The organism is uncultured Parasphingorhabdus sp. (assembly GCF_963975735.1).
GTDB lineage: Bacteria > Pseudomonadota > Alphaproteobacteria > Sphingomonadales > Sphingomonadaceae > Parasphingorhabdus.
Window position 1 is genome coordinate 89,272 of record NZ_CAXBIA010000006.1, and the last position, 20,139, is coordinate 109,410.

17 protein-coding genes are annotated in these 20,139 nt (G+C 53.5%); 7 read left to right on the forward strand and 10 right to left on the reverse strand.

The window, feature by feature from the left end; translation table 11 throughout:
- Positions 1-307 precede the first annotated feature (307 nt).
- Together AACZ86_RS09225 and asd are read left to right on the forward strand one after the other, a co-directional pair.
- Positions 308-1,519 (forward strand): serine hydrolase, encoded by a 1,212-nt coding sequence (locus tag AACZ86_RS09225; RefSeq protein WP_339691671.1) that lies wholly within the window; start codon positions 308-310, stop codon positions 1,517-1,519.
- A 306-nt stretch (positions 1,520-1,825) separates the two neighbouring features.
- Positions 1,826-2,647: an archaetidylserine decarboxylase gene (gene asd / locus AACZ86_RS09230; RefSeq protein ID WP_339691673.1), complete on the forward strand. Its 822-nt coding sequence runs from the start codon at positions 1,826-1,828 to the stop codon at positions 2,645-2,647.
- Positions 2,648-2,752: 105 nt separating this feature from the next.
- On the opposite strand, the gene AACZ86_RS09235 is transcribed toward asd, so the two are convergent.
- The 3 genes from AACZ86_RS09235 to AACZ86_RS09245 form a co-directional block, all read right to left on the reverse strand.
- Positions 2,753-3,589, reverse strand: coding sequence for an SAM-dependent methyltransferase (locus AACZ86_RS09235; RefSeq protein ID WP_339691675.1), 837 nt, complete (start codon positions 3,587-3,589; stop codon positions 2,753-2,755).
- 152 nt (positions 3,590-3,741) lie between these two features.
- Positions 3,742-4,866: a glycosyltransferase family 4 protein gene (locus AACZ86_RS09240; RefSeq protein WP_339691677.1), complete on the reverse strand. Its 1,125-nt coding sequence runs from the start codon at positions 4,864-4,866 to the stop codon at positions 3,742-3,744.
- On the reverse strand, positions 4,859-5,902 hold the full coding sequence (locus AACZ86_RS09245; protein WP_339691679.1) for a hypothetical protein: 1,044 nt from the start codon (positions 5,900-5,902) through the stop codon (positions 4,859-4,861). Before AACZ86_RS09245 ends, AACZ86_RS09240 begins: the two co-directional genes overlap by 8 nt.
- A gap of 57 nt (positions 5,903-5,959) precedes the next feature.
- Here AACZ86_RS09245 and AACZ86_RS09250 point away from each other — a divergent pair, with 57 nt between their 5' ends.
- A complete protein-coding gene (locus AACZ86_RS09250) occupies positions 5,960-6,274 on the forward strand; it encodes a hypothetical protein (RefSeq protein ID WP_339691681.1) in 315 nt (104 codons plus the stop codon).
- Positions 6,275-6,825: 551 nt separating this feature from the next.
- Positions 6,826-8,211: a DEAD/DEAH box helicase gene (locus AACZ86_RS09255; RefSeq protein WP_339691684.1), complete on the forward strand. Its 1,386-nt coding sequence runs from the start codon at positions 6,826-6,828 to the stop codon at positions 8,209-8,211.
- 4 nt (positions 8,212-8,215) lie between these two features.
- On the opposite strand, the gene AACZ86_RS09260 is transcribed toward AACZ86_RS09255, so the two are convergent.
- The 3 genes from AACZ86_RS09260 to AACZ86_RS09270 form a co-directional block, all read right to left on the reverse strand.
- Complete coding sequence (locus AACZ86_RS09260) at positions 8,216-9,382, reverse strand: CaiB/BaiF CoA-transferase family protein (protein WP_339691686.1); 1,167 nt, start codon at positions 9,380-9,382, stop codon at positions 8,216-8,218.
- A gap of 12 nt (positions 9,383-9,394) precedes the next feature.
- On the reverse strand, positions 9,395-10,849 hold the full coding sequence (locus tag AACZ86_RS09265; RefSeq protein WP_339691687.1) for a coniferyl aldehyde dehydrogenase: 1,455 nt from the start codon (positions 10,847-10,849) through the stop codon (positions 9,395-9,397).
- A gap of 96 nt (positions 10,850-10,945) precedes the next feature.
- Positions 10,946-11,824 carry a CoA ester lyase gene (locus AACZ86_RS09270; RefSeq protein WP_339691689.1) on the reverse strand — a complete coding sequence of 293 codons (879 nt, stop codon included), beginning with the start codon at positions 11,822-11,824 and terminating at the stop codon, positions 10,946-10,948.
- 234 nt (positions 11,825-12,058) lie between these two features.
- Here AACZ86_RS09270 and AACZ86_RS09275 point away from each other — a divergent pair, with 234 nt between their 5' ends.
- Complete coding sequence (locus tag AACZ86_RS09275) at positions 12,059-13,360, forward strand: O-antigen ligase family protein (protein WP_339691691.1); 1,302 nt, start codon at positions 12,059-12,061, stop codon at positions 13,358-13,360.
- Between the two features lie 7 nt (positions 13,361-13,367).
- Positions 13,368-13,793, forward strand: coding sequence for a hypothetical protein (locus AACZ86_RS09280; RefSeq protein WP_339691693.1), 426 nt, complete (start codon positions 13,368-13,370; stop codon positions 13,791-13,793).
- Here AACZ86_RS09280 and AACZ86_RS09285 read toward each other — a convergent pair.
- The 3 genes from AACZ86_RS09285 to AACZ86_RS09295 form a co-directional block, all read right to left on the reverse strand.
- Positions 13,790-14,857, reverse strand: coding sequence for a mannose-1-phosphate guanylyltransferase/mannose-6-phosphate isomerase (locus tag AACZ86_RS09285; RefSeq protein WP_339691695.1), 1,068 nt, complete (start codon positions 14,855-14,857; stop codon positions 13,790-13,792). The two genes, AACZ86_RS09280 and AACZ86_RS09285, sit on opposite strands and share 4 nt — an antisense overlap.
- Positions 14,858-14,867: 10 nt before the next feature.
- Entirely contained in the window at positions 14,868-15,623 is a 756-nt protein-coding gene (locus tag AACZ86_RS09290; protein ID WP_339691698.1) for a class I mannose-6-phosphate isomerase, read from the reverse strand.
- A gap of 64 nt (positions 15,624-15,687) precedes the next feature.
- Positions 15,688-16,995, reverse strand: coding sequence for a UDP-glucose/GDP-mannose dehydrogenase family protein (locus tag AACZ86_RS09295; protein WP_339691699.1), 1,308 nt, complete (start codon positions 16,993-16,995; stop codon positions 15,688-15,690).
- A gap of 300 nt (positions 16,996-17,295) precedes the next feature.
- Between AACZ86_RS09295 and AACZ86_RS09300 the strand changes: the two genes are divergently transcribed.
- Positions 17,296-19,218 (forward strand): nucleoside-diphosphate sugar epimerase/dehydratase, encoded by a 1,923-nt coding sequence (locus AACZ86_RS09300; protein WP_339691701.1) that lies wholly within the window; start codon positions 17,296-17,298, stop codon positions 19,216-19,218.
- Between the two features lie 48 nt (positions 19,219-19,266).
- On the opposite strand, the gene AACZ86_RS09305 is transcribed toward AACZ86_RS09300, so the two are convergent.
- Positions 19,267-20,124, reverse strand: coding sequence for an LD-carboxypeptidase (locus AACZ86_RS09305; RefSeq protein ID WP_339691703.1), 858 nt, complete (start codon positions 20,122-20,124; stop codon positions 19,267-19,269).
- Positions 20,125-20,139 lie beyond the last annotated feature (15 nt).

Here is a 20,139-nt window from a genome sequence, read left to right on the forward strand (position 1 = left end):
ATTGCCGCTTTCTGTTCGTGGCAGTTGCCTGTCCCGATTAAGCTCAATCCTCAATAGGGGCGCACAACCTGGGATTGGAAAAAAATCGAAGCTGCCAGTCAGTTCACGCCCCCCACTTCCGGATATCCACACTGGTCGTATTGAGCGCTCGCATGTGGACGTAAAAGCGGGCCTTACAATGAACGCAACATCGGCTATGCATGCTGGATAACAGGGCGCTTTCTTCGGTGCGGAAAAGGGGATTACAATGACCACACGCCTTTCGAAAAGTGCTTCCGATATAATGCGTTTGCTGACCGCCTGTGCCTTGGCGGCTTTGACGGTGGGGTGCAGCAGCCCTCAAAACGACGGGATCAACTCTGTCAGGGCGTCCGAACACGCGCCAGATATTTCATGGCCGCAAGAAGAATGGGAATATTCGACGCTCGAGGCGGAAGGATTTGATCCCGAACCCGTCAATCGTTTCATCGAGGACCTGGTAGCTGAAAAATACGGCCGCGTTGATCATTTTCTGCTCATTCGACACGGTCGCATCGTCGCCGAAAAGAACATCAAGCGGGACTATGCAGCGCTGGCCGCGACGCTGGCCAAGGATGACCGGTTAACGCCGAACTTCAGCAATCCAATATATAATTACGACAATGCTGCTTTGCATCCTTATTATCAGGGAACGGATCTGCATACAGTGCAGTCCGTCACGAAAAGCATCAATTCCGCTGCCCTGGGTATCGCGATTGACGAGGGGCTTATCGAGGGAATCGACGTGCCGATACTGCCCTTTTTTGACGCATATGAAGTCGATAGATCGGACCCGCGCAAGGGGCGTATAACGATCAGCGATCTCCTGACCATGCGAACCGGCATCGCGTGGGATGACGCGGGTGGTTTCGGGTCTGAAACCGACAGTACTTACTTGCTTGAAAACTCCGAGACGTGGATTCAGTTCATCCTTGACCAGCCGATGTATGCGGAGCCTGGCACAGTCTTCAAATATAATGACGGCGCGAGCGTGCTTCTCGGTAAAATCCTGCACGAAGCGACCGGCAAGCGCGTCGATGCGTGGGCGCGAGAAAAGCTGTTCAGCCCAATCGGTATTGATGAGTTCTACTGGAAAATCACGCCCGATGGCGAAGCGGATACAGAAGGCGGGCTATACCTTTCAGCCCATGATCTGGCGCGGATCGGGTATCTGTTCCTGCGAGACGGGCTATGGGACGGCAAGCGCGTTATTTCAAAAAACTGGGTGCGCCGGTCTGTGGCTTCTATTGTTCCGCCTGGCGCAACCGGGGACAATTCCTCCCCTTATGGCTACGGCTATCAATGGTGGGTGCCTGAGGACGGGAATGGGTCCGCACTCGGTTTCGGGGGGTTTGGACTGGGGGGACAGCGGATCATGGTGTTCCCGGACGATGATGTCGTTGTCGTGTTCCAGGGTTGGGACCCTGTCGGCGAGTATTGGAAAGCCAGCAATGCCCTCCAGAAGACCGTATTGCCCGCGTCACTGGCAAAGCCGGAATAGAGGGGCATCCTTACGACGGCTTCCAGCCCATCAGCGGTCTTTCCAACTCAGGTTTGTCTGCGCCAACAGCGGATGATCCTCGATCACTCTTGATGAGGCTGCGCGCTTTAGATGCAAGTGGCCAAGCCTGTAATTGACTGTTACGAGGCAGGGAAATTCTGTGGAGTGCTGGAATTTGAAACGTCGCTCGAGCCCATCGTGCATGCGCCAAATTCCGAAGCCGCATTTTAGCAGCGTTCAAGAGTTGATGAATCCATTGAGGCGAGAAAATTATTGTTAGAACGTTTGAAAGTTGCGTCTCAGTACATGCTGCCAAAGCGGGGGCTTACCACCTTTGCTGGCCGCGTTGCCGAGGCGGAGCAAGGCAAGCTGACGACCCGGCTGATACGCTGGTTCGTTGGCAAATATGCAGTCGATATGAGCGAGGCAAAAAATCCGGACATCTTGAGTTATAACAGCTTCAACGCTTTCTTCACCCGTCCACTCAGGGCCGGCGCGCGACCGATCACCAAAGCGGATTTTGCCTGCCCGGTGGATGGCGCGATCAGTCAGCTTGGTGCTATTGATGACCATCACATCCTTCAGGCCAAGGGCCATTCTTTTACGACGACCGAGTTGCTTGGCGGCGATACAGCATTAGCGGCAAAGTTCCGCAACGGCAGCTTCGCCAATGTCTACCTGTCACCCAAGGATTATCACCGCATACACATGCCTTGTGACGGCCGGCTTACGAGCATGACCTACGTGCCGGGCTCGCTGTTTTCGGTTAATCCAACCACTGCGCGCGCTGTGTCTAATCTTTTCGCGCGAAACGAGCGGGTCGTATGTGTGTTTGAATCAGCGGAGCATGGCACATTCGCGATGGTCCTGGTCGGCGCTACAATCGTCGGCAGCATGGCAACTGTCTGGCACGGCGTAGTCAGACCAAAGCCTGCCAACAAGATTATGCAGTGGACTTATGCGGATCAGGATATCGCGCTCGAAAAGGGCGAGGAGATGGGGCGTTTCCTGCTCGGCTCTACGGTAATCATGCTGTTCAGGCCGCAGACCGTGGCTTTCTCAGCCGACTGGGCGCCGGAAAAGGTGGTGCGTCTCGGGGAAACAATGGGCAATCGGCTCGGTTCTTGAAGTTTCATCGACTGGCATCGCAAGTCCAGCAACTTGGCGGTCTCGACCGGAGAGATGCATTGTGCCGGTTGTTAGCCAAAGCGGCGCGAAAACTAGGGCGCGGTTTTACTCCGAGCGGATCAACCCCGCCTCGCGCATCAGCGTCTCCAGCTTGATCCCGCTAAAGCCATAGGCCTTCTTATAGGCTTCATATTGCTCGAGATATTTGGGAGAGGGCTTGTTCTTCTTGATCGCTGTGATCAGCGTGTTTTTCTGCGTGTGCTCGGTCGAGACGAAATCGATGACATCGACCTGATAACCCTGCGAACGGAGAAGCATTACGCGGCTGTTGTCGGTGATCAGATCCGCCTGCTTTTGCAGAAACAGGCCGTGCGAGATGAATTTCCGGTTCTCGGTCTCGCTCTTCTGCAGATCGACCAAGACTTCATGCTGGCAGCAGGGGGCGCAGACGATCAGTTTGGATTTCGATCTTATGCCATAGAATAAGGCATCGTCGGTTGCGGTGTCGCAGGCGTGCAGGGCGATGATCGCATCATAATAGCCCTGAACGAAATCCTCGGCCTTCATATTGTGGAACGCCAGATTTTCAAAACCGGAGGTTTGTGCCGCTTGATTGCAGAGGTCGACCATCTCCGAGCGTGTATCGACGCCGTCAATCTTGGGATTGAGTCCGGCCCGGGCGAGCTGGTCATACATCGCAAAGGTCAGATAGCCTTTGCCCGATCCGATATCCAGAACCTTGACCCGCTTCTGTTTGACCGCCTGGGTCCGCTCGATCCGCTCGATGAAAATCTCGACAAAGCGGCAGATCTGGCGATATTTCGCATATTTATTGGGTTTGATCTCTCCGGCGTCGTTGGCGACGCCCAGAGCCTTGAGAAACAAGCTGTCGCTTTTAATCCGGTAGTTCTTGTCACGATTGTGTGGCTTTTCGTCTGTCATGGGCTACGCCATAAATATATCTGTCAGGATTGATAGTTTTTTGGTTGTCACCGGGTTCCGGCACCGACGTTCGCCGGTAGAGGGCAGTGGGTATGGGTCGAGCAAGCGAGGCCAGCGAATTGCCCATGCCCGTTGCTGGACGTCGGCATGTTTCAGCAGTTCAAGTCGATAGCGCTCAAGATGACCGCAATGTGCCGTTTCCAGGTGAAATATTCACGCGCGCGAAGCTGGCCCGCTCGACCCATTTTCTGGCTCGACTGTTTATCGGCTAATAGTCGCTCCAGTGCTTGGACGATGGCATCGGTGTCGGCCCCGTCGACGATCAGCCCCGAAATACCCTCAACAACCAGTTCTTTTGCACCGCCTTGCTCACCGACTATGACAGCGGCCCCGGCCGCCATCGCGTCGCCGATCGCGATGCCGAATCCTTCGAAATCGCGGCCGTCATCGGCTGCCACCTGCGGGTGAAGGAAGATGTCGGCGTCGGCATAAAGCTGTGCCGCGCGTTCTGCAGATACGAATCCGGCGACTTCGACGAAGTCCTCCAAAGCGCAGCTTTCCACAACGGCTTTAATTGCTTCAAGGTCCGGACCGCGTCCGGCAATAAGATAGCGGAAGTCGTACCCCTTGTCGCGCAAGGTGGCGCAGGCTCTTACGCAGGCAATGATATTCTTGCGCGGTTCGAGCCTGCAGAGCGAGGCCAGCAGAGGCGTGTGGTTTTCTTTGCGCGGGCTCCGGGCAGAGCGGTTCCAGGCACTCAGGCCATTCCATGCAACCAAGGGAACGGTAGCGAGCGGTGCCAGACGGCCCACAAGCTGGTTGGCACTGTAATGGCTGACGGCAAAACAGCGTTGCGCCCGTCGTGCAACAAGCCGCATCAAAGTCAGCATGGCGCCGCGCGCATACATGAATTCGCGGCCATGGAATGTGGTAACATAAGGGAGTCGCAGGACCATCGGCAGCACCGATGTGCGCCAGGTTGTGCCATGCGTGAACAGCGGCGCGCCCTTGAGCCGCAGTTCCTGCCGCATCGCGCGCCAGAACCGGACCGGAACGCTAGCGCCTCCGCCCGGCCCGATGTCGATCACGCGCACAGCACCCGCGCTAAAGTCCCGCGGCCCGGCGCTGGTTTGCGTGAACACCGTGACCGCCGCTCCGCTCGCCGCGTAAGCGTCGGCGACACCCTCAGCATAGGTCTGCATGCCACCCTCGTCCGGGTGGTAACCTTTGGCCATGACCCAGACCCGCTGACCATCGAGACTTGCGAAATCATCCATTGAGTAGGTCCAATATTGCATGCGCAGAACGGTTAGCCGCGGTTTCGTCGGTTATCGAAAAAGTATCGGCCAGCATGGCGCGCTGGGACGCGAGATAATCGCCATGCGTGGCAATGGCTTCATCGACCGCCTCGACAATATTGGCGCGTCGTCCGGCGACAGGCCCGGCGTGCCAGTGGAGATAGCTGGGATCGTCGCGCCAATCGACACCATGCGCGTCGAGATGCAGGCACGGGCGCGGGCGGCGCAGGAATTCATACACCTGGCTGCTGACGTCTCCGATATAGATGTCCGCTGCGTTGGTATAGCTCATATCGGTCGAGGCTGCGCTGCCCTGATCAACCAGCAAGTTCGTGCGCGCCGTTAGCGCTGGTGCAAGAGCACGGACACGGCGAAATGCCGGAGGTGCTATCGTTACGACATTGCGGCGGGCGAACAGCATTACATGGGGCGCGAAAATGACGTTGTAGCGGTCCGATGCGGTAAGCTCGTTCAACACCCGTTCCCCCATGGCGAACCAGCTCGAAAGGCGAGGGGATGGATGCGGATTGTAAAGGACGGTCGGTTTGTCGGAATCCGGAAAAGGTAGGTCCGCACGGACATCGGCATAGAGATCGAATTTGGCATAGCCGGTAATTGCAATCCGTTCCCGCGAGACGCCCGCCTCTGCCTGAAGACGGCGGGCAATCTTCTCGCCCGCGACCAGCGACAGGTCGAACAACGCACTTTCCTTGTTAAATCCGATGCTGCGGTCCCCGGCTCCGTGCCGCGTGTGGATGATTTTAACTTGGTCCAGACCGTAACGGGTCTTGAGAATCAGCGACGTCTTCTCCGTCACCACAATTGCATCGAACTGACGGAAAAATTCCAGATTATCACGATAAATGAGCAGTTTGCGGGCGGGCACGATCTTGTCAAACGCCATCCTTGTGAATCGGGAGAAAGTGGATTGCAAATCAAGCCTAACGATCTCCATTTGTAACAAGGACGAGCCAGCGATCCGTTCGATCTGTCCGGCGATTGCGTCGCTGGTCACGGCAAGCGTTACAGCAACTCCCTCTCGTTCAGCCAGAACCAAGGCAATGGGCAGGCTATGCGCGATTTGATGCGTTTGATCATGGTTGAACAGGAAGCAAATCCGTTTTGCCTGTGTCATCGTCTAATACCGCTGCTCAGGCGCAGTTGCGCTCGATCTGCCGATGCTCCAGGGGGCGTGGCGATGAAAAATGACGTGGTGACCGGCCATCAAGAAGGCTCCGGCCTGAAACGGATGGGCGCGAACATTGTCTGGCTTTTTGGGGGAGAAGGCTTCGACGCTATATGTTCGATCGCCTATCTTGTAATTCTCGCTCGCTCCTTGGGAATTCGGGATTTCGGGCATTTCTCGCTCATCTTTGCAACCGGGTAGGCTTTCGTTGCGCTTGCCGGCTTCGAAAGTTGGCAAACGATGGTGCGCTATGGCACTCGATATGTGCATGCACAAGACTGGGTTAAATTTGGTAGACTGAGCATGCTCTGCGGGCTTTTGGACTGGATCGGGGCAACGCTCGGCTACGGCCAGAGTCAATATGCCGACAAGGTCCGTTCTTGCAATATTTTCAAACCGGTCATGCCGCATTACTATTTGTCCATATTTGTTATTCGACATCGGCGGATAGACAGGAATTGTGGCTGGAGCATGGAGAGGATCGTCCGAACGGAAATTCGCTTAGAGACACGACGCCGCTTGACATGATTTCAAAAACACCTATGTTGCATCGCAGCAAGGGCGGCAATATCGATTGACCGTCTGGCGGAAGTTCTGCGTGAGAGATGGCAAGATCATCTCGAACCTATCGCCTTCATTGCTTCTTTCTTTCCGGCAGCCTGATCACGCGGGTCGTCTTAACAGACGGCGAACACGCGTATAGCTTCCATGCTGTGCGCTGGAAACTTGCTGCTATTACAAGGTATAAAAAATTGACTAAATTTTCTGATTTCGCATTGGCGGAACCTATTCAAAAACGCGTGGCCGAAGGCGGCTACACCACTCCTTCCCCGATCCAGCAGCAGGCGATCCCCCCGGCGCTTGAAGGCAAGGACATTCTCGGCATCGCACAAACCGGTACCGGCAAGACTGCCGCTTTCTCGTTGCCATCCATTCATCATTTGCTGAACGACAAACGACGCGCCGGTCGCTTCGAATGCCGGATGCTCGTACTTGCACCAACCCGCGAACTGGCACGGCAGATTGCCGACAGCATGACCGGCTATTCAAAAGGTCTTGGCCTTTTCGTAACCTCCGCCTTTGGCGGCGTGCCGATCAACCGGCAGAAGCGCATCCTGGAACGCGGTGTCGACGTATTGGTCGCAACCCCCGGTCGTTTACTTGATCTTATCGATCAGCGCTATCTGACCCTGTCAAAAGTTGAAATTCTGGTGCTCGATGAAGCCGACCAGATGCTTGATCTCGGGTTCATTGTTCCGTTGAAGAAAATCGTTCCGATGTTGCCAAAACAGCGTCAGAGCCTGTTCTTCTCGGCAACCATGCCGAAGACCATCTCGCAGCTGGCCGACCAGTTCCTGACCAATCCGGTCCAGGTTTCGGTTGCACCGCAGTCGACGACGGCCGAGCGGGTTGACCAGAAGGTCACCTATATCAATCAGGACGACAAGCAGCGCCTGCTGAAGGATTTCATCAACAATGAAAATCCCGATCATATGCTGGTGTTTACCCAGACAAAACATGGTGCAGACAAGGTTGTGAAAAACCTGATGGCCGTCGGTATCCACTCCGCGGCCATCCACGGCAACAAGAGCCAGCCTCAGCGTGAACGCGCTTTGGGTGATTTCAAGAAGGGCAAGATCAACATTCTTGTCGCCACCGATATTGCGGCGCGCGGTATCGATGTCGATGGCATTACCCATGTCATCAACTTCGACATGCCGAACGTATCCGAGCAATATGTCCATCGTATCGGCCGGACAGCACGGGCAGGCGCGAGCGGTATTTCCTACTCGCTGGTCGCTCCGGACGAGCGTCAGTTCCTGCGCGATGTCGTGAAACTGACCGGCGTGAAGCCAGATGTTATTCCTTTGCCGGAAGGTTATGACGAACCGCCGCGTGAAGAAGTTGCTTCGCGCATCTACGGTCAGAAACCCAAGAAATATGGCGCAACGCCAACCCGTAACGGACCGCCCAAGAACAAGCATAGCGCTCGTAAAGGTCGTCCAGGCGGCGGCGGTTCCGGACGCGGCGGCCCGGGTTCAAGCGCAGGCGCTGGAGCCAAGAGCGACGGCCCGAAGCATTGGAACAATGGTGCGAAATCGTTCAAACGCCGTCAGGCGCGTAACGGCGAAGCCTAAGCTTTCAGGAAATTAGCGCCTTGCTTTCGGCAAGCGCGCTGATTTCCTCATCATCCATATTCAACCAATCCCGAAGCGCGGCGACATTATGTTCGCCGCGTTTTGCGGTTTTGGCATCGGCGTCAATGCCGCTTTTCGATTTCGAGAAGCGATAGGGTGACTGGATGGTCCGGCGGGCATTGCCTTCATCATCGGTCACATCGACCACGACGCCATTGGCTTTGACGCTGGGCTGTTCGTAGATGTCCGGGCCAAAGGGAAAGACTTCACCCCAGGCGAGGTTGAGCCGGTCAAGGGCACAGGTTAGCGCATCGAAACTGTCATAGGAAAGGATGTGCTTCTCCATCGCTTCATTGCGCAGCCGTACTTTCGTTGGAATGTCCGCACCTTCCGGCGTCGGATCCTGCAGGCCGTCTTTCGTTGAAAACATGATCCACAGCCATTTCATATCACCGGTGATCAATATCTGGCGCTGTTCCGGCGCGTCCCAGACCAGAGTTTCGGGCGCTTTCGGCCAGATATCATCGAGCGCGAAATGGGCATAGTCATCGGCCGAATGCAGCACATTGACCATGGCGAGATCGACATATTGGCCTTCACCGGTCTGGTCGAGCGTGCGCAAGGCTGACAATATCGCGATAATTCCGTGCAGAGAGCTGTAGCTATCGGCCATCGCAAATTGCATATCGGTCGGTTTCCCGCCGCTCATTTCCGCTTGCCGGGCGATTATGCCACTTTCGGCATGCAGCACCGGTGCATAAGCTGCGCGGGCTCGTTCGGGGCTATTCTGACCATAGCCGGAAATGGAGAGCATCACCAGGCGGGGATTGACCTTTGACAGGTCGTCCCAGCCGATGCCGAATTTGTCCATGACACCCGGCCGGAAATTCTCGACGACAATATCCGCCTCGGCGGCGAGTCTGTGGATCAGATCGCGCGCCCCTTCGGCTTTCAAGTCGACGCAGATATTCTTCTTGCCGATATTGAGCTGCAGATAATTGCCGCTAACCCCGCTTTCCCGCCTGGCGAGCTTGCGCGTCACATCGCCTTCCGGGGGTTCAACCTTCAGTACCTCCGCGCCAAGGTCCGAGAGCATGCGCGTGGCATAAGGGCCAGCCACGACGCGCGAAAAATCCAGGACCTTGAGTCCCGCTAGCGGAAAATCTGCCATATTTGCCTGACGCTAGAGTTTCATCTGTTGCTTCATGGTCTTTTCCGTACCCGCACCATAAGGGGGAAGGAAACCGGCAATTTTGGCAATGTTGATCTTCGGCTGACGATAGACAGCCTTGGCGTGGCTGAATTCCTTGAAGCCGTCCGGACCGGTATAGGCACCCATGCCGGAAGGTCCGACCCCGCCGAACGGCAGGTCATGCTGGGCAATATGAAAGATCACGTCATTGACCGTGACACCGCCGGAAATGGTGCGATCGAGCAGCTTGCGCTTGTCGCTTTCCGTTTCTCCGAAATAATATAGTCCGAGCGGCCGGTCATGATCGTTCACATAGTCGATCACTTCGTCAAGATTGCGATAGGTCTTCACCGGAAGCACCGGGCCGAAAATCTCTTCCTGCATTACCCGCATGTCGTCATTGACATTCTGCAACACGGTGAGCGGCATCTTGTTGCTGTTGGTGTTGGAGAAATCCTCGTCACCGGGATTGACGATCGTCTGCTTTGCGCCCTTTTGCACCGCATCGTCGATCAGTCCCTGCAGACGCTCCTTATGCCGGCCGTTGATCACAGACGTATAGTCGTCATTGGCGATCAGGGTCGGATATTGCTCCGCGACATTCGATACGATACCTTCGACAACGGCATCTTCCTTGTCCTGCGGGACCAGCAGATAGTCCGGCGCCAGACAGATCTGCCCGGCATTCATCATCTTGCCCATGGCGATGCGCTGGGTCGCCTTCTGGATATCCGCATCGGGTCCGATGATGGTCGGTGACTTGCCGCCGAGTTCCAGCGTGACCGGGGTGAGGTTTTGCGCTGCTGCTGCCATCACATGTTTGGCAATTCCGCCACCGCCAGTGAAGATCAGGTGATCCCACGGAATTTCGGAGAAGGACTTGCCGGTTTCCGGGCCGCCGGTGATGATGGTCATTTCCTCGGGCGCGAAATATTCGGCGACCAGTTTCTTTACCAGTTCACCCGTCTCGGGGCAGAATTCGGAAAATTTGATGATCACCCGGTTGCCGGCACCAAAGGCACCGATCGCCGGGTCAAAGGCGAGATTGATCGGGAAATTCCACGGCGCGATAACGCCGACGACGCCCTTTGGCTGATATTCGACCTGTCCGCTGGCCCCCAGCAGGCCGAGCGGGAAATCCATCTTGCGCTTCTCGGGTCGCATCCATTTTTTCAGATTCTTCTTGTGGTCCTTGGCATGACCGACGATCGACATCAGGTCGGTCATCACGGTCTGCACGCTGCTGCGATGACCAAAGTCATTGGAGACGGCTTCGCAAAGCGCATCCTTATTTTCGATGATCATCTTGGCTGTGCGATTGATCCGATCCATCCGGGAGTCAAAGCTCACCGGCAATTCGGCATGAAACGCATCGCGTTGGGCCTGAAAAAGCTTCATGATTTCGTCTTTGCTGACTTCGCCAGCGGCTGCTTCCAATGCTTCCATCTCTGCTCTCCAAAGGGCAGGGCATTGATGCCCCGTCAAATCCATTTCAATTGACTACTTAAACGGTTTTTTGACGGCTTGTCGAGTGCGAACCGGCTATTTACCCAAAGCTGCGATCGCTTCAGCAGTCTCTACCAGCTGTTTTGCCTGTTTGAGATGCAAAAGCTCCGTCATCTTCCCGTCAACGACGATTACGCCTTTGCCGGCGTTGACGGGGTCTTTAAACGCCGCGATGATCGCTTCTGCCTCGGCAATAGCTTCCGCATCCGGGGCAAAGATCCGGTTCGCTGTCTCGATCTGCACAGGATGGATCAGCGACTTGCCATCAAAACCAAGCTTTCTGGCTTCCAGACATTCCCTTTCAAGGCCATCGGGATCGTTGAAGTCATTGTAGACGCTGTCGATAATGTTGATGCCATAAGCCCGTGCGGCGATAACCGCCTGGGTCATGACCGGACCGAATATGGAGCGGTCATGCTGTGCCCGCATTTCCTTTGCCAGATCATTGAAGCCCATGACAAAACATGTCAGTCGGGTGTTCGGGCCAAGCGCGGCAATGTCTCCCAGATTCAATATCGCCTGCGGCATCTCTATCATGGCCCATAAACGGGTGGTGAGGTCTGTGCCGATCTCGTCAATCGAACGACTGATCTGGATGATGTCATCCGCGCTCAATATTTTGGGCACCAGGATGGCATCGGCCTGGCTGAGGCAGGCTTGTTTGAGATCCCTGGCGAACCAGGGCGTGTCCATCGCATTGATTCGCACGACGAGTTCGCGGTCACCATATTCACCGGACTGCAGCGCAGCGCAGGCCTGCTCTCGGGCTGCTTCCTTGGCATCCGGAGCCACTGCATCCTCCAGATCGAAAATAATCGTGTCGGCGGCCAGAGACTTTGCCTTCTCCAGCGCCCGTTCGTTAGAGGCCGGCATGTACAGGCAGGATCGGCGAGGGCGGAATTTTAGCTGTGTCATGTTAGCGCTATATCCAATGCGGAACGCAGTGCAAACTGATCTGGGAAGGATAACGGAATTTTCCTTCGGTGCAATTTGGCAGACGAAGATTCTTCATCTTTGTTTGAGAGGCGGTTCGGTGATGTCTGTATGCATCCAAATAGTAATCTACTTTGATAAGTTCCTGTTAACTATAAAAAGGTAGAGATCACTTATCGTCGCCAGCACTTGACGCTTTTCCGGGAGTTCAGAAAGTTGAATGAAAGTCAGAAATTACGCGGAATTCCTGTCGGAAAAGTGCTGTCATCGCATGCCGCCTTCATATGCATTGCGGCCATTTTTATATTGCCTCTCTTTCATGTAACGTTCCTGACGTCCTGGGATGGTAGTTTCTCCGAGTGGCAAAGCACGGCACGACTGTTTTTTCTGCCGGCGATTTATGTAGAAATCGTCATATGTATCGTTGCGGTGGTTCGAGGTTTGAGTTTCGCAAAATTTGTCGGCAATCTACCGCTTTCTGCTCAGATACTGCTGAGTTCATGGTTGCTATTCTTATGCATTTCAACTTTTTTTGCGGACGCCAATCCCGAGGTAGCGATTCTGGGAGCTGGTGTCTGGTTCGTCCATCTTCTCTTTTCCATAGCGATCCTTTACCTGATCCGTGAGGCTGGGTTCGAAGCGCTTCGTCTTGAGAAACTGGCAATCATATTGTCTACAGCGGCCGCTGTTGCTGGATTGACCGTATATGTATTCGCCAATGCCAAAGGACTTGATGGTGATATGGAGTGGGTTTCTTATTTGCCGGGCTTCGCCAACATAAGGCATACGGGATATATTTTTGCGCCTGCCATCGCGATTAGTCTAGCCAGTATAGCTGCTAAACCGTCAGAATTCGTGAAAACGCATATTCTGCTTATAATTGTGAATTCGGCGCTGTTGCTTTGGCTAGGCTCCCGGGGTCCCGTATTTGGAATATTGGTCGCATTTGTGGTGTGTTTTGTCTGCTTTTCCGAAATGCGATCATTCCGGTTCTTGTCAAAAGCTGCTTTGGCGGCAATTTCCGGTGCCCTGATTTCCATTCTTGCACCGTTGCCACGCCACGATGCGTTTGGCGCTTTACAGAGATTTTGGAATACAAGTTCAGATCCGGGTGAATTTTCATCGGGACGAATTAGTTTTTGGATCGAAGCGTGGCAATTGATTGTTCAGCGGCCCTTGGTTGGATACGGCCCCTTCCAGTTTCAAATTGTTAGTACGAATGCTGCCGGCATCTTCAAACATCCTCACAATAGCATTCTTCAGTTCTTGTTCGACTGGGGAGTGATTGGTGGTCTGTCTTTTTTGGCCTTGATGGGGCTCGCGGTTTACGCAGCATTTTTCATTGCGAAAAGTCCATCATATGTGAGGCTGATATCGGTGATGGGTTTTACGACGATATCTGCATATTCATTGATAGATGGATTGTTCTTCTACGCATACCCGATTGCAATCTCAATAGTCTTTCTTGTCATACCGATTGCAACCGGCTTTCCCTGGAAAGAGAAGCCGGGCCAATAAGGCGCGGATGACCGGAAAAACATTGACCCCTGCTTCCGGCTGGACCAATCGGATTTCCATGCAATGGATTGAACTTAAACAATGGCTGGAATTGTCGACCGGACTGGATCGTGACTCCCTGCATATATATGCAGGTGTTGGGGTTCAATTAATCGCCGCATTATTCTGCCGACGATCGCTTGGGAGCTCCATCCCCTGGCTGCTTGTCGGAGTGGTTGCTTTGATCAATGAATATTCCGATTATAGCAATTTCCCGGAAGCCTCGCATGTTAGGCAAGAATTCTATGACGAGGCGATCAGGGACATTTGGAATACGCTTTTGTTACCATCAGCACTCTTGCTGATTGCAAGATTTTGGCCGCGTTGGCTGACCGGAAAGACTGGCATTAATCAGAATTCCGATAAATCGAACGAGTGTATGCCTTTGACCTAACTCTTGTCCTCAAGCTTCTGCGCGATTTTTTTTACATCCTGAGATTGCCCTCGGGGTAAAATCACGACCTTGTTTCCATGAGTGACGATGATCAAGTTTTCGACGCCAAGAACGGCGACGTCTAGGTCGTGACTGTGGATCAGGTTGTTGTTCGAACCAATTGTTTCGGCCCTGCCGAAGATGACATTCGAATCTGGATCCTTGTCGGATATATCGAATAGAGAATCCCAACTACCCACATCCGACCATCCGGGATTGACGGGGGTAACCGCAATCTTTGCTGTTTTTTCCATGATCGCATAGTCAATGGAATCCGAAGGTGCTGAAGAAAATGCATCGGCGTCAGGATAGCAAATCCCGTTTTCTGTCCGTTCTCCGCTCATTGCCGCTCTGCAAGCCTTGAGCATTTCGGGGGACTGTTCTTCCATGGCGGCCAGATAGGCGTCTGCCCGAAACAGGAATATTCCCGCGTTCCAGAAATAGCCACCATCCACGAGCATTTTTTCGGCTTTTTCCTGATTGGGTTTCTCGACAAATTTTTTCGCGGCCAGGCTTCTGGTACTTCCGACAATCTTGTCGCCCTGCTGAATATATCCATAACCCGTGGCTGGTCCGGTGGGTTCGATGCCAAATGTTAACAACCAGCGGGCTTGGGCGACCGAAATTGAATCCTGCACCGCCTTTTGAAAGGCCGGGACATTTTTGATGATATGATCGCTTGGCATTACCAGCAGTAAATCAGTGGGATTCTCGGCGGCGAGTGCGGCAAGCGCAATCGCGGGCGCGGTGTTGCGGGCACAGGGCTCCAATATGATCGTGCTGGGCGGCGCGCCTATCTCCTGCATCTGCTCCTGTATGATATCAGCATGGCCGGAAGCGCCTACAATGATTGGATTACGATAGACAGCGTTATCCGCGCAACGCTGAAACGTTAGCTGAAACATACTGAGTGGACCAAGAAGATTAAGGAACTGCTTGGGTTTTTCTTGAGTCGAAAGGGGCCATAGCCGGGTTCCGGAGCCACCGGACAATATGACGGGTGTAATGAGTGTTGTTTGCGGCATGATCAGGATCTCACGGCACTATACAGGCGACAAGGGATTTTTCATTATTGGAGAAGTCTATATCAGACAATTGCGGGCATATACCACATTCGCCGGCCTTGATCAGTTTTCCGCGAACATTGGTAGATCCTTCCAGAGGGATGACCTGCCATTCCTTGCTCGCAGTTTGTGACAATATCTGATCGTCAGTACCGATGATCTGGAATAATTCGAATGCCGCGCCAACCGGAAGACGGGTCGATTTGTCCGCCGGAATTTCCAGACTATATTTCGGGTCATAAGATGATAGTTTGACTGCCGCCATCGCTTCCTCGAGGTGAAGTTCGCGCGGGCGCCCGTAGTCGTAAATGCGATAGGTGACATCGATGTTTTGCTGAATTTCCACCAGTGAAATGCCGGGGCCAATCGCATGGATCGTTCCCGGCGGCACGTAGTAGAAGTCACCTTTTTGGGTCGGCTTCCATTCAATGAGCTGCTCTATCTCTCCCAATATTGCGGCAGTTCTTAGCTTGGTAGCGCTTACGGGCTTTTTTAAACCCAGGCCCAATACGGCGTCTGGTTTTGCGTCCAATATATACCAGCATTCTGCTTTACCGTGCGGCAAGCCAAGCCTCCGTGCCTGCCGGTCGTTGGGGTGCACCTGAATGGAGAGCTTTTCACTAGTGAAAAGATATTTAGTCATGAGTTGAGGGGTGATAGTTTTCGGAGCTTCAAACCAGATTTCTCCAATTTTCCGTCCACTTACGGCACCAAAAATATCAGGCAATATTTCCTGACCCCAAGGTTTCTCAACGAATTTCCGTTTTAGCTTCATGACCTGATATCAAGGCTCACTGGTTTCGCCCGACGCTTGTATATGCCAAACCGATCTGCGCAACTTCTGCGGGATTATATATATTCCGCAAATCGACCAGCACGTTACCTTTCATGACTTGTGCGAGTTTTTCAAGATCCAGCGCGCGAAATGCATCCCATTCAGTCACGATGACGACCGCATCCGCATCTTTTGCAGCATCATAGCTGCTATTCGTCATCTCGACTTCCGGCATGATCTCTTTCGCCAGTTTCATGCCTTCGGGATCATATGCAGTCACGTCGGCTCCACCATCGACCAATGTTTGTGCGATGGCGATCGATGGAGCGTCTCGCATGTCGTCGGTATTGGGCTTGAATGTAAGGCCGAGCAGAGCCACTTTTTTCCCCCGCGCATCACCGCCGAGCGCATGAATGACCTTGCGACCCATGGCGCGTTTGCGCTGGTCATTCACTTGCACCACGGCTTCGACGATGCGAACCGGACTATCATTGTCCTGCGCCGTTTTCATCAAAGCCAGCGTGTCTTTGGGAAAACAGCTGCCGCCATATCCCGGGCCAGCGTGCAGGAATTTCGATCCTATCCGGTTGTCGAGGCCGATCCCCCGGGAAACTTCCTGGACGTCGGCGCCAACTTTCTCGCACAAATCGGCGATTTCATTGATGAACGTGATTTTTGTCGCCAGAAAGGCATTCGCGGCATATTTGATCAGTTCCGCAGTGCGCCGTCCGGTAAACAATATTGGTGATTGATTGAGGAACAGCGGGCGGTAAATCTCGGTCATCACGTCTTTTGCCCAATCATCTTCTGTACCGATAACGATACGGTCGGGCTGTTTGAAATCACGGATGGCGGCGCCTTCACGCAGGAACTCGGGATTGGAAACCACTGCGAACTGCTCCCGTGGTTGCTTCTTCTCGAGTATATGCTCAACTTCGTCACCGGTTCCCACAGGAACGGTTGATTTGGTTATGATCACGGTCCGTTTGGTAATGGCATCCGCGATTTCTTCGCTGGCCGCATAGACATAGCTGAGGTCAGCATGACCATCGCCTCTGCGGGAAGGGGTCCCCACGGCGATAAAGATTGCGTCACAGTCTTTCACCGAAGCCGTCAGATCGGTTGAAAAAGACAGACGTTCGGCATCAACATTGCGTTTAACCAAATCGGCGAGACCGGGTTCGAAAATCGGCATGACATTTTTGTCGAGGTTCGATATTTTGTTTTTGTCTTTGTCGACGCACACTACATCATGGCCGAAATCAGCGAAACAGGCGCCGGAAACCAGGCCAACATAGCCCGAACCAATCATTGCAATTTTCATTAAATTTCCTCGAATATTTGCAGTCTAATCATGAAAAATCTGGCGGCTTGTGGCCCGTAGGTTAATCTAGGTCAAGTTCATCGCTGCTCGTTCATGCTAGTTCGCCTTTTGCAAAGGATGATGTGAATGTATCTTTAAATAGCGATCGAAAGGCATGATGATTCAAATCCAACATCAGAAAATCATGACAATTAGCGGGTAGATAAGTATTTTTAAAGTGCTTGGCCTATTCGACTCTGATCGATAAATAGCCATTTGGCGTCACATGTCTGTAAACGGAATGTCAGCTTTGAGAAGTAAATGATCGAAAATATCACAACTGTTATCACATTGTTATTAGAGAGAATTGCCCAGCTTGCACGCTGGAAGAAAAAGACGATTGTGTTCCTGCTCGACATTTTATTGTGCGTGCAGTCGATCTGGATTGCCTATTCTCTTCGCATTGGCGTGTGGGTGCTGTGGGATATTGCCGTACAGAAAATCCTGCTGATTTGTCTTTTGACGATGGTCCCCGTCTTTGTTCTGAGCGGAGTTTATCGCGCAATTTTCCGCTACGCTGGCACTGGTATGATGAAGACCCTTGTCCGCGCTTTCGCGATATATTCTGTCCTGGTTGCATTTATATTCATCATGGTCGGCTTGGACGGCGTGCCGCGAACAATCGGGGTTATTCAACCCGTGGTGTTTTTCATCATGGTCGGCTTTGTCAGAATCGCGGCAAGATATCTGATGATCGATATTCTTGGCCGCAATCGCTTTGCGGGCGAGGTTAAAAATGTTCTGATCTATGGTGCCGGTAGCGCCGGACAACAACTCGCCACCTCCATGCGATCTGAACCTGGCATGCGGTTATGTGGTTATGTCGATGATGATCGCCGCCTCGATGGCCAAAGACTTGATGGATATAGGGTCTTCTGGAGCGAGCATCTGCCGGAACTGATCAAGAAGCGCGAGATTACGGATATCTTGTTGGCGCTGCCCTCGATCAACCGGAAAAAACGCCGCCAGATTGTCGATCAAATTCGCGCCTTTAAAGTCCACGTCCAGACATTGCCGGACATGAAAGCGATCATTGCGGGTAAGGTTTCCTTCAGCGATATCCGTGAACTCGAGATCGAAGACTTGCTTGGTCGCGAGCCCGTGAGGCCGAATGAGTTGCTGTTCGGGCGGACGATTGTCGGCAAGACAGTTTTGGTGACGGGAGCAGGGGGGTCTATCGGCGGGGAGCTTTGCCGGCAGATCGCGAAGTCGGGAGCCCATCGCCTGATATTATTGGATCTGTCAGAATATTCGCTCTACCAGATCGAAAAAGAACTGCGGGAATTGCTGGTAACGCAAAGCAAAACAAAACTGGAGCTGATACCGGCTCTGGGCTCGGTTGTTGATACAGTCAGGCTACGGGAAATATTCAGCCTGTGGCAGCCGGATACGGTGTTCCATGCGGCAGCATATAAGCATGTGCCGCTCGTCGAGGCCAATCCTGTAGAAGGCATTCGCAATAATATATTGGGCACGCAAACCCTGGCGGCGGCCGCGGAAGACGCAGGGGTCAGCGATTTTATCCTCATCAGCACCGACAAAGCGGTGCGGCCGACCAATGTGATGGGCGCGTCGAAGCGCGCGGCTGAACAGGTAATTCAGAATTTCGCCGAGAAAAATGGCTCGACCAGGTTTTCCATGGTCCGGTTTGGCAATGTCCTGGGTTCCAGCGGTTCTGTGGTACCTCTGTTTCGCAATCAAATCGAACAGGGTGGCCCGATCACTCTGACGGATCGCAACGTCACCCGATATTTCATGACTATTCCGGAGGCGGCTCAGCTGGTTATTCAAGCGGCAGGCATGGCCAAGGGTGGCGAAGTTTTCGTGCTTGATATGGGCAAATCCGTAAGGATTCTCGATCTCGCCGAAACGATGGTCCGGTTATCGGGGTTGACGGTTCGGGACGATAGTAACCCTGAAGGCGATATCGAAATTGTCGAAGTTGGCCTACGGGCGGGCGAAAAACTCTATGAAGAACTGATCATCGGAAATGATCCGCAACCGACGCAGCATGCACGCATTATGAAGGCGCATGAAACCTATATTGCGGCAGATTCTTTAAATGAGCTAATTGTGAGCCTGATAGACTGCCGGGATCCGAGAACTGCCGTAACATTGCTCAAGTCGCTGGTACCGGAGTTTGTTCACGAGCGAGACAATGTAGACATTGAAAAAGCTTCTTGAATTCAGGCTGGGTGCTGAAGGCAGGACCGGTCTGTTCCTGCTGATATCTCAGATGTCGAATGTTCCAAACGGTACAACGCGGTTCCGGGCATCATGGCCGATATCTGACCGGCCCAGGAAGGCGATACCATTCTGCCGGGACCATCGCTCGGCAATCGCTTCCGCGTCTTCGCCAAAGGGGCGGTCATTCTCGGGAATATCGCTGACGCGACCCAATCTGATGCCGGTCAGGCCGTGATCCGTCAAATTGCTGCATAGATGAAACATCGCGCGGTCAAAGGCATATAAATATTCGGATATTTCCTCGATGATCAGAATATGATCTCGCAGATCGGGCATCAGCCTTGTTCCGGTCATCATCGCAAGCGTCATAAGATTGAACGCAGCGTGCTTGTGGCCGGGGTTCAGGTCTGGCTCGAGGGCATCCGGCTTTTTATGAACGATCCAGTCCAAAGCTCTCCTTATGGCGTCCTCGCCGCCGGTTCTGGCGATATCGGAAGGCATGGGGCCATGGGCGACCGCTCCAATGCCTGCTCGATAGAGTGCGGCCAGCATATTGCCCGCATCGCTATATCCGAGATATGTCTTGCGGTTCGCGTTGCTGTCCAGTCGAGTAATCGCGGATTCCGCAATCCGTGCGGCACCATAGCCGCCGCGGGCAAACCAGATGGCGTCGATAGTCGGATCGTTAGCCAGGGCGACGAAACTGTCGAGCCTTTGTTCGTCGCTGCCTGCAAAATGTCCGTGCTCGAAAAAGCACTGCTCGTCGAATATCAATTCCGCTTCCGGATGGCTCTTTGCGGCAAGCGCGAGGACACGTTCGGCCCCTGTCTGTGAAAACGGAGTCGACGGCGCACAAATACCGATGCGTAGGGTTGAAGAGATTGATTTTGTTCCTTGCGCCATTGCCAAATAGATCGA

Excerpts from the sequence above, each read along its gene's own strand:
- AACZ86_RS09260 (WP_339691686.1), bottom strand. The coding sequence starts at position 9,382 with ATGGCAGATTTTCCGCTAGCGGGACTCAAGGTCCTGGATTTTTCGCGC.
- AACZ86_RS09280 (WP_339691693.1), top strand. The coding sequence starts at position 13,368 with ATGACCGGAAAAACATTGACCCCTGCTTCCGGCTGGACCAATCGGATT.
- AACZ86_RS09300 (WP_339691701.1), top strand. The coding sequence starts at position 17,296 with ATGATCGAAAATATCACAACTGTTATCACATTGTTATTAGAGAGAATT.
- AACZ86_RS09270 (WP_339691689.1), bottom strand. The coding sequence starts at position 11,824 with ATGACACAGCTAAAATTCCGCCCTCGCCGATCCTGCCTGTACATGCCG.
- AACZ86_RS09285 (WP_339691695.1), bottom strand. The coding sequence starts at position 14,857 with ATGCCGCAAACAACACTCATTACACCCGTCATATTGTCCGGTGGCTCC.
- AACZ86_RS09295 (WP_339691699.1), bottom strand. The coding sequence starts at position 16,995 with ATGAAAATTGCAATGATTGGTTCGGGCTATGTTGGCCTGGTTTCCGGC.
- AACZ86_RS09265 (WP_339691687.1), bottom strand. The coding sequence starts at position 10,849 with ATGGAAGCATTGGAAGCAGCCGCTGGCGAAGTCAGCAAAGACGAAATC.
- AACZ86_RS09240 (WP_339691677.1), bottom strand. The coding sequence starts at position 4,866 with ATGGATGATTTCGCAAGTCTCGATGGTCAGCGGGTCTGGGTCATGGCC.
- AACZ86_RS09305 (WP_339691703.1), bottom strand. The coding sequence starts at position 20,124 with ATGGCGCAAGGAACAAAATCAATCTCTTCAACCCTACGCATCGGTATT.
- AACZ86_RS09250 (WP_339691681.1), top strand. The coding sequence starts at position 5,960 with ATGCGCGATTTGATGCGTTTGATCATGGTTGAACAGGAAGCAAATCCG.
- AACZ86_RS09235 (WP_339691675.1), bottom strand. The coding sequence starts at position 3,589 with ATGACAGACGAAAAGCCACACAATCGTGACAAGAACTACCGGATTAAA.
- asd (WP_339691673.1), top strand. The coding sequence starts at position 1,826 with ATGCTGCCAAAGCGGGGGCTTACCACCTTTGCTGGCCGCGTTGCCGAG.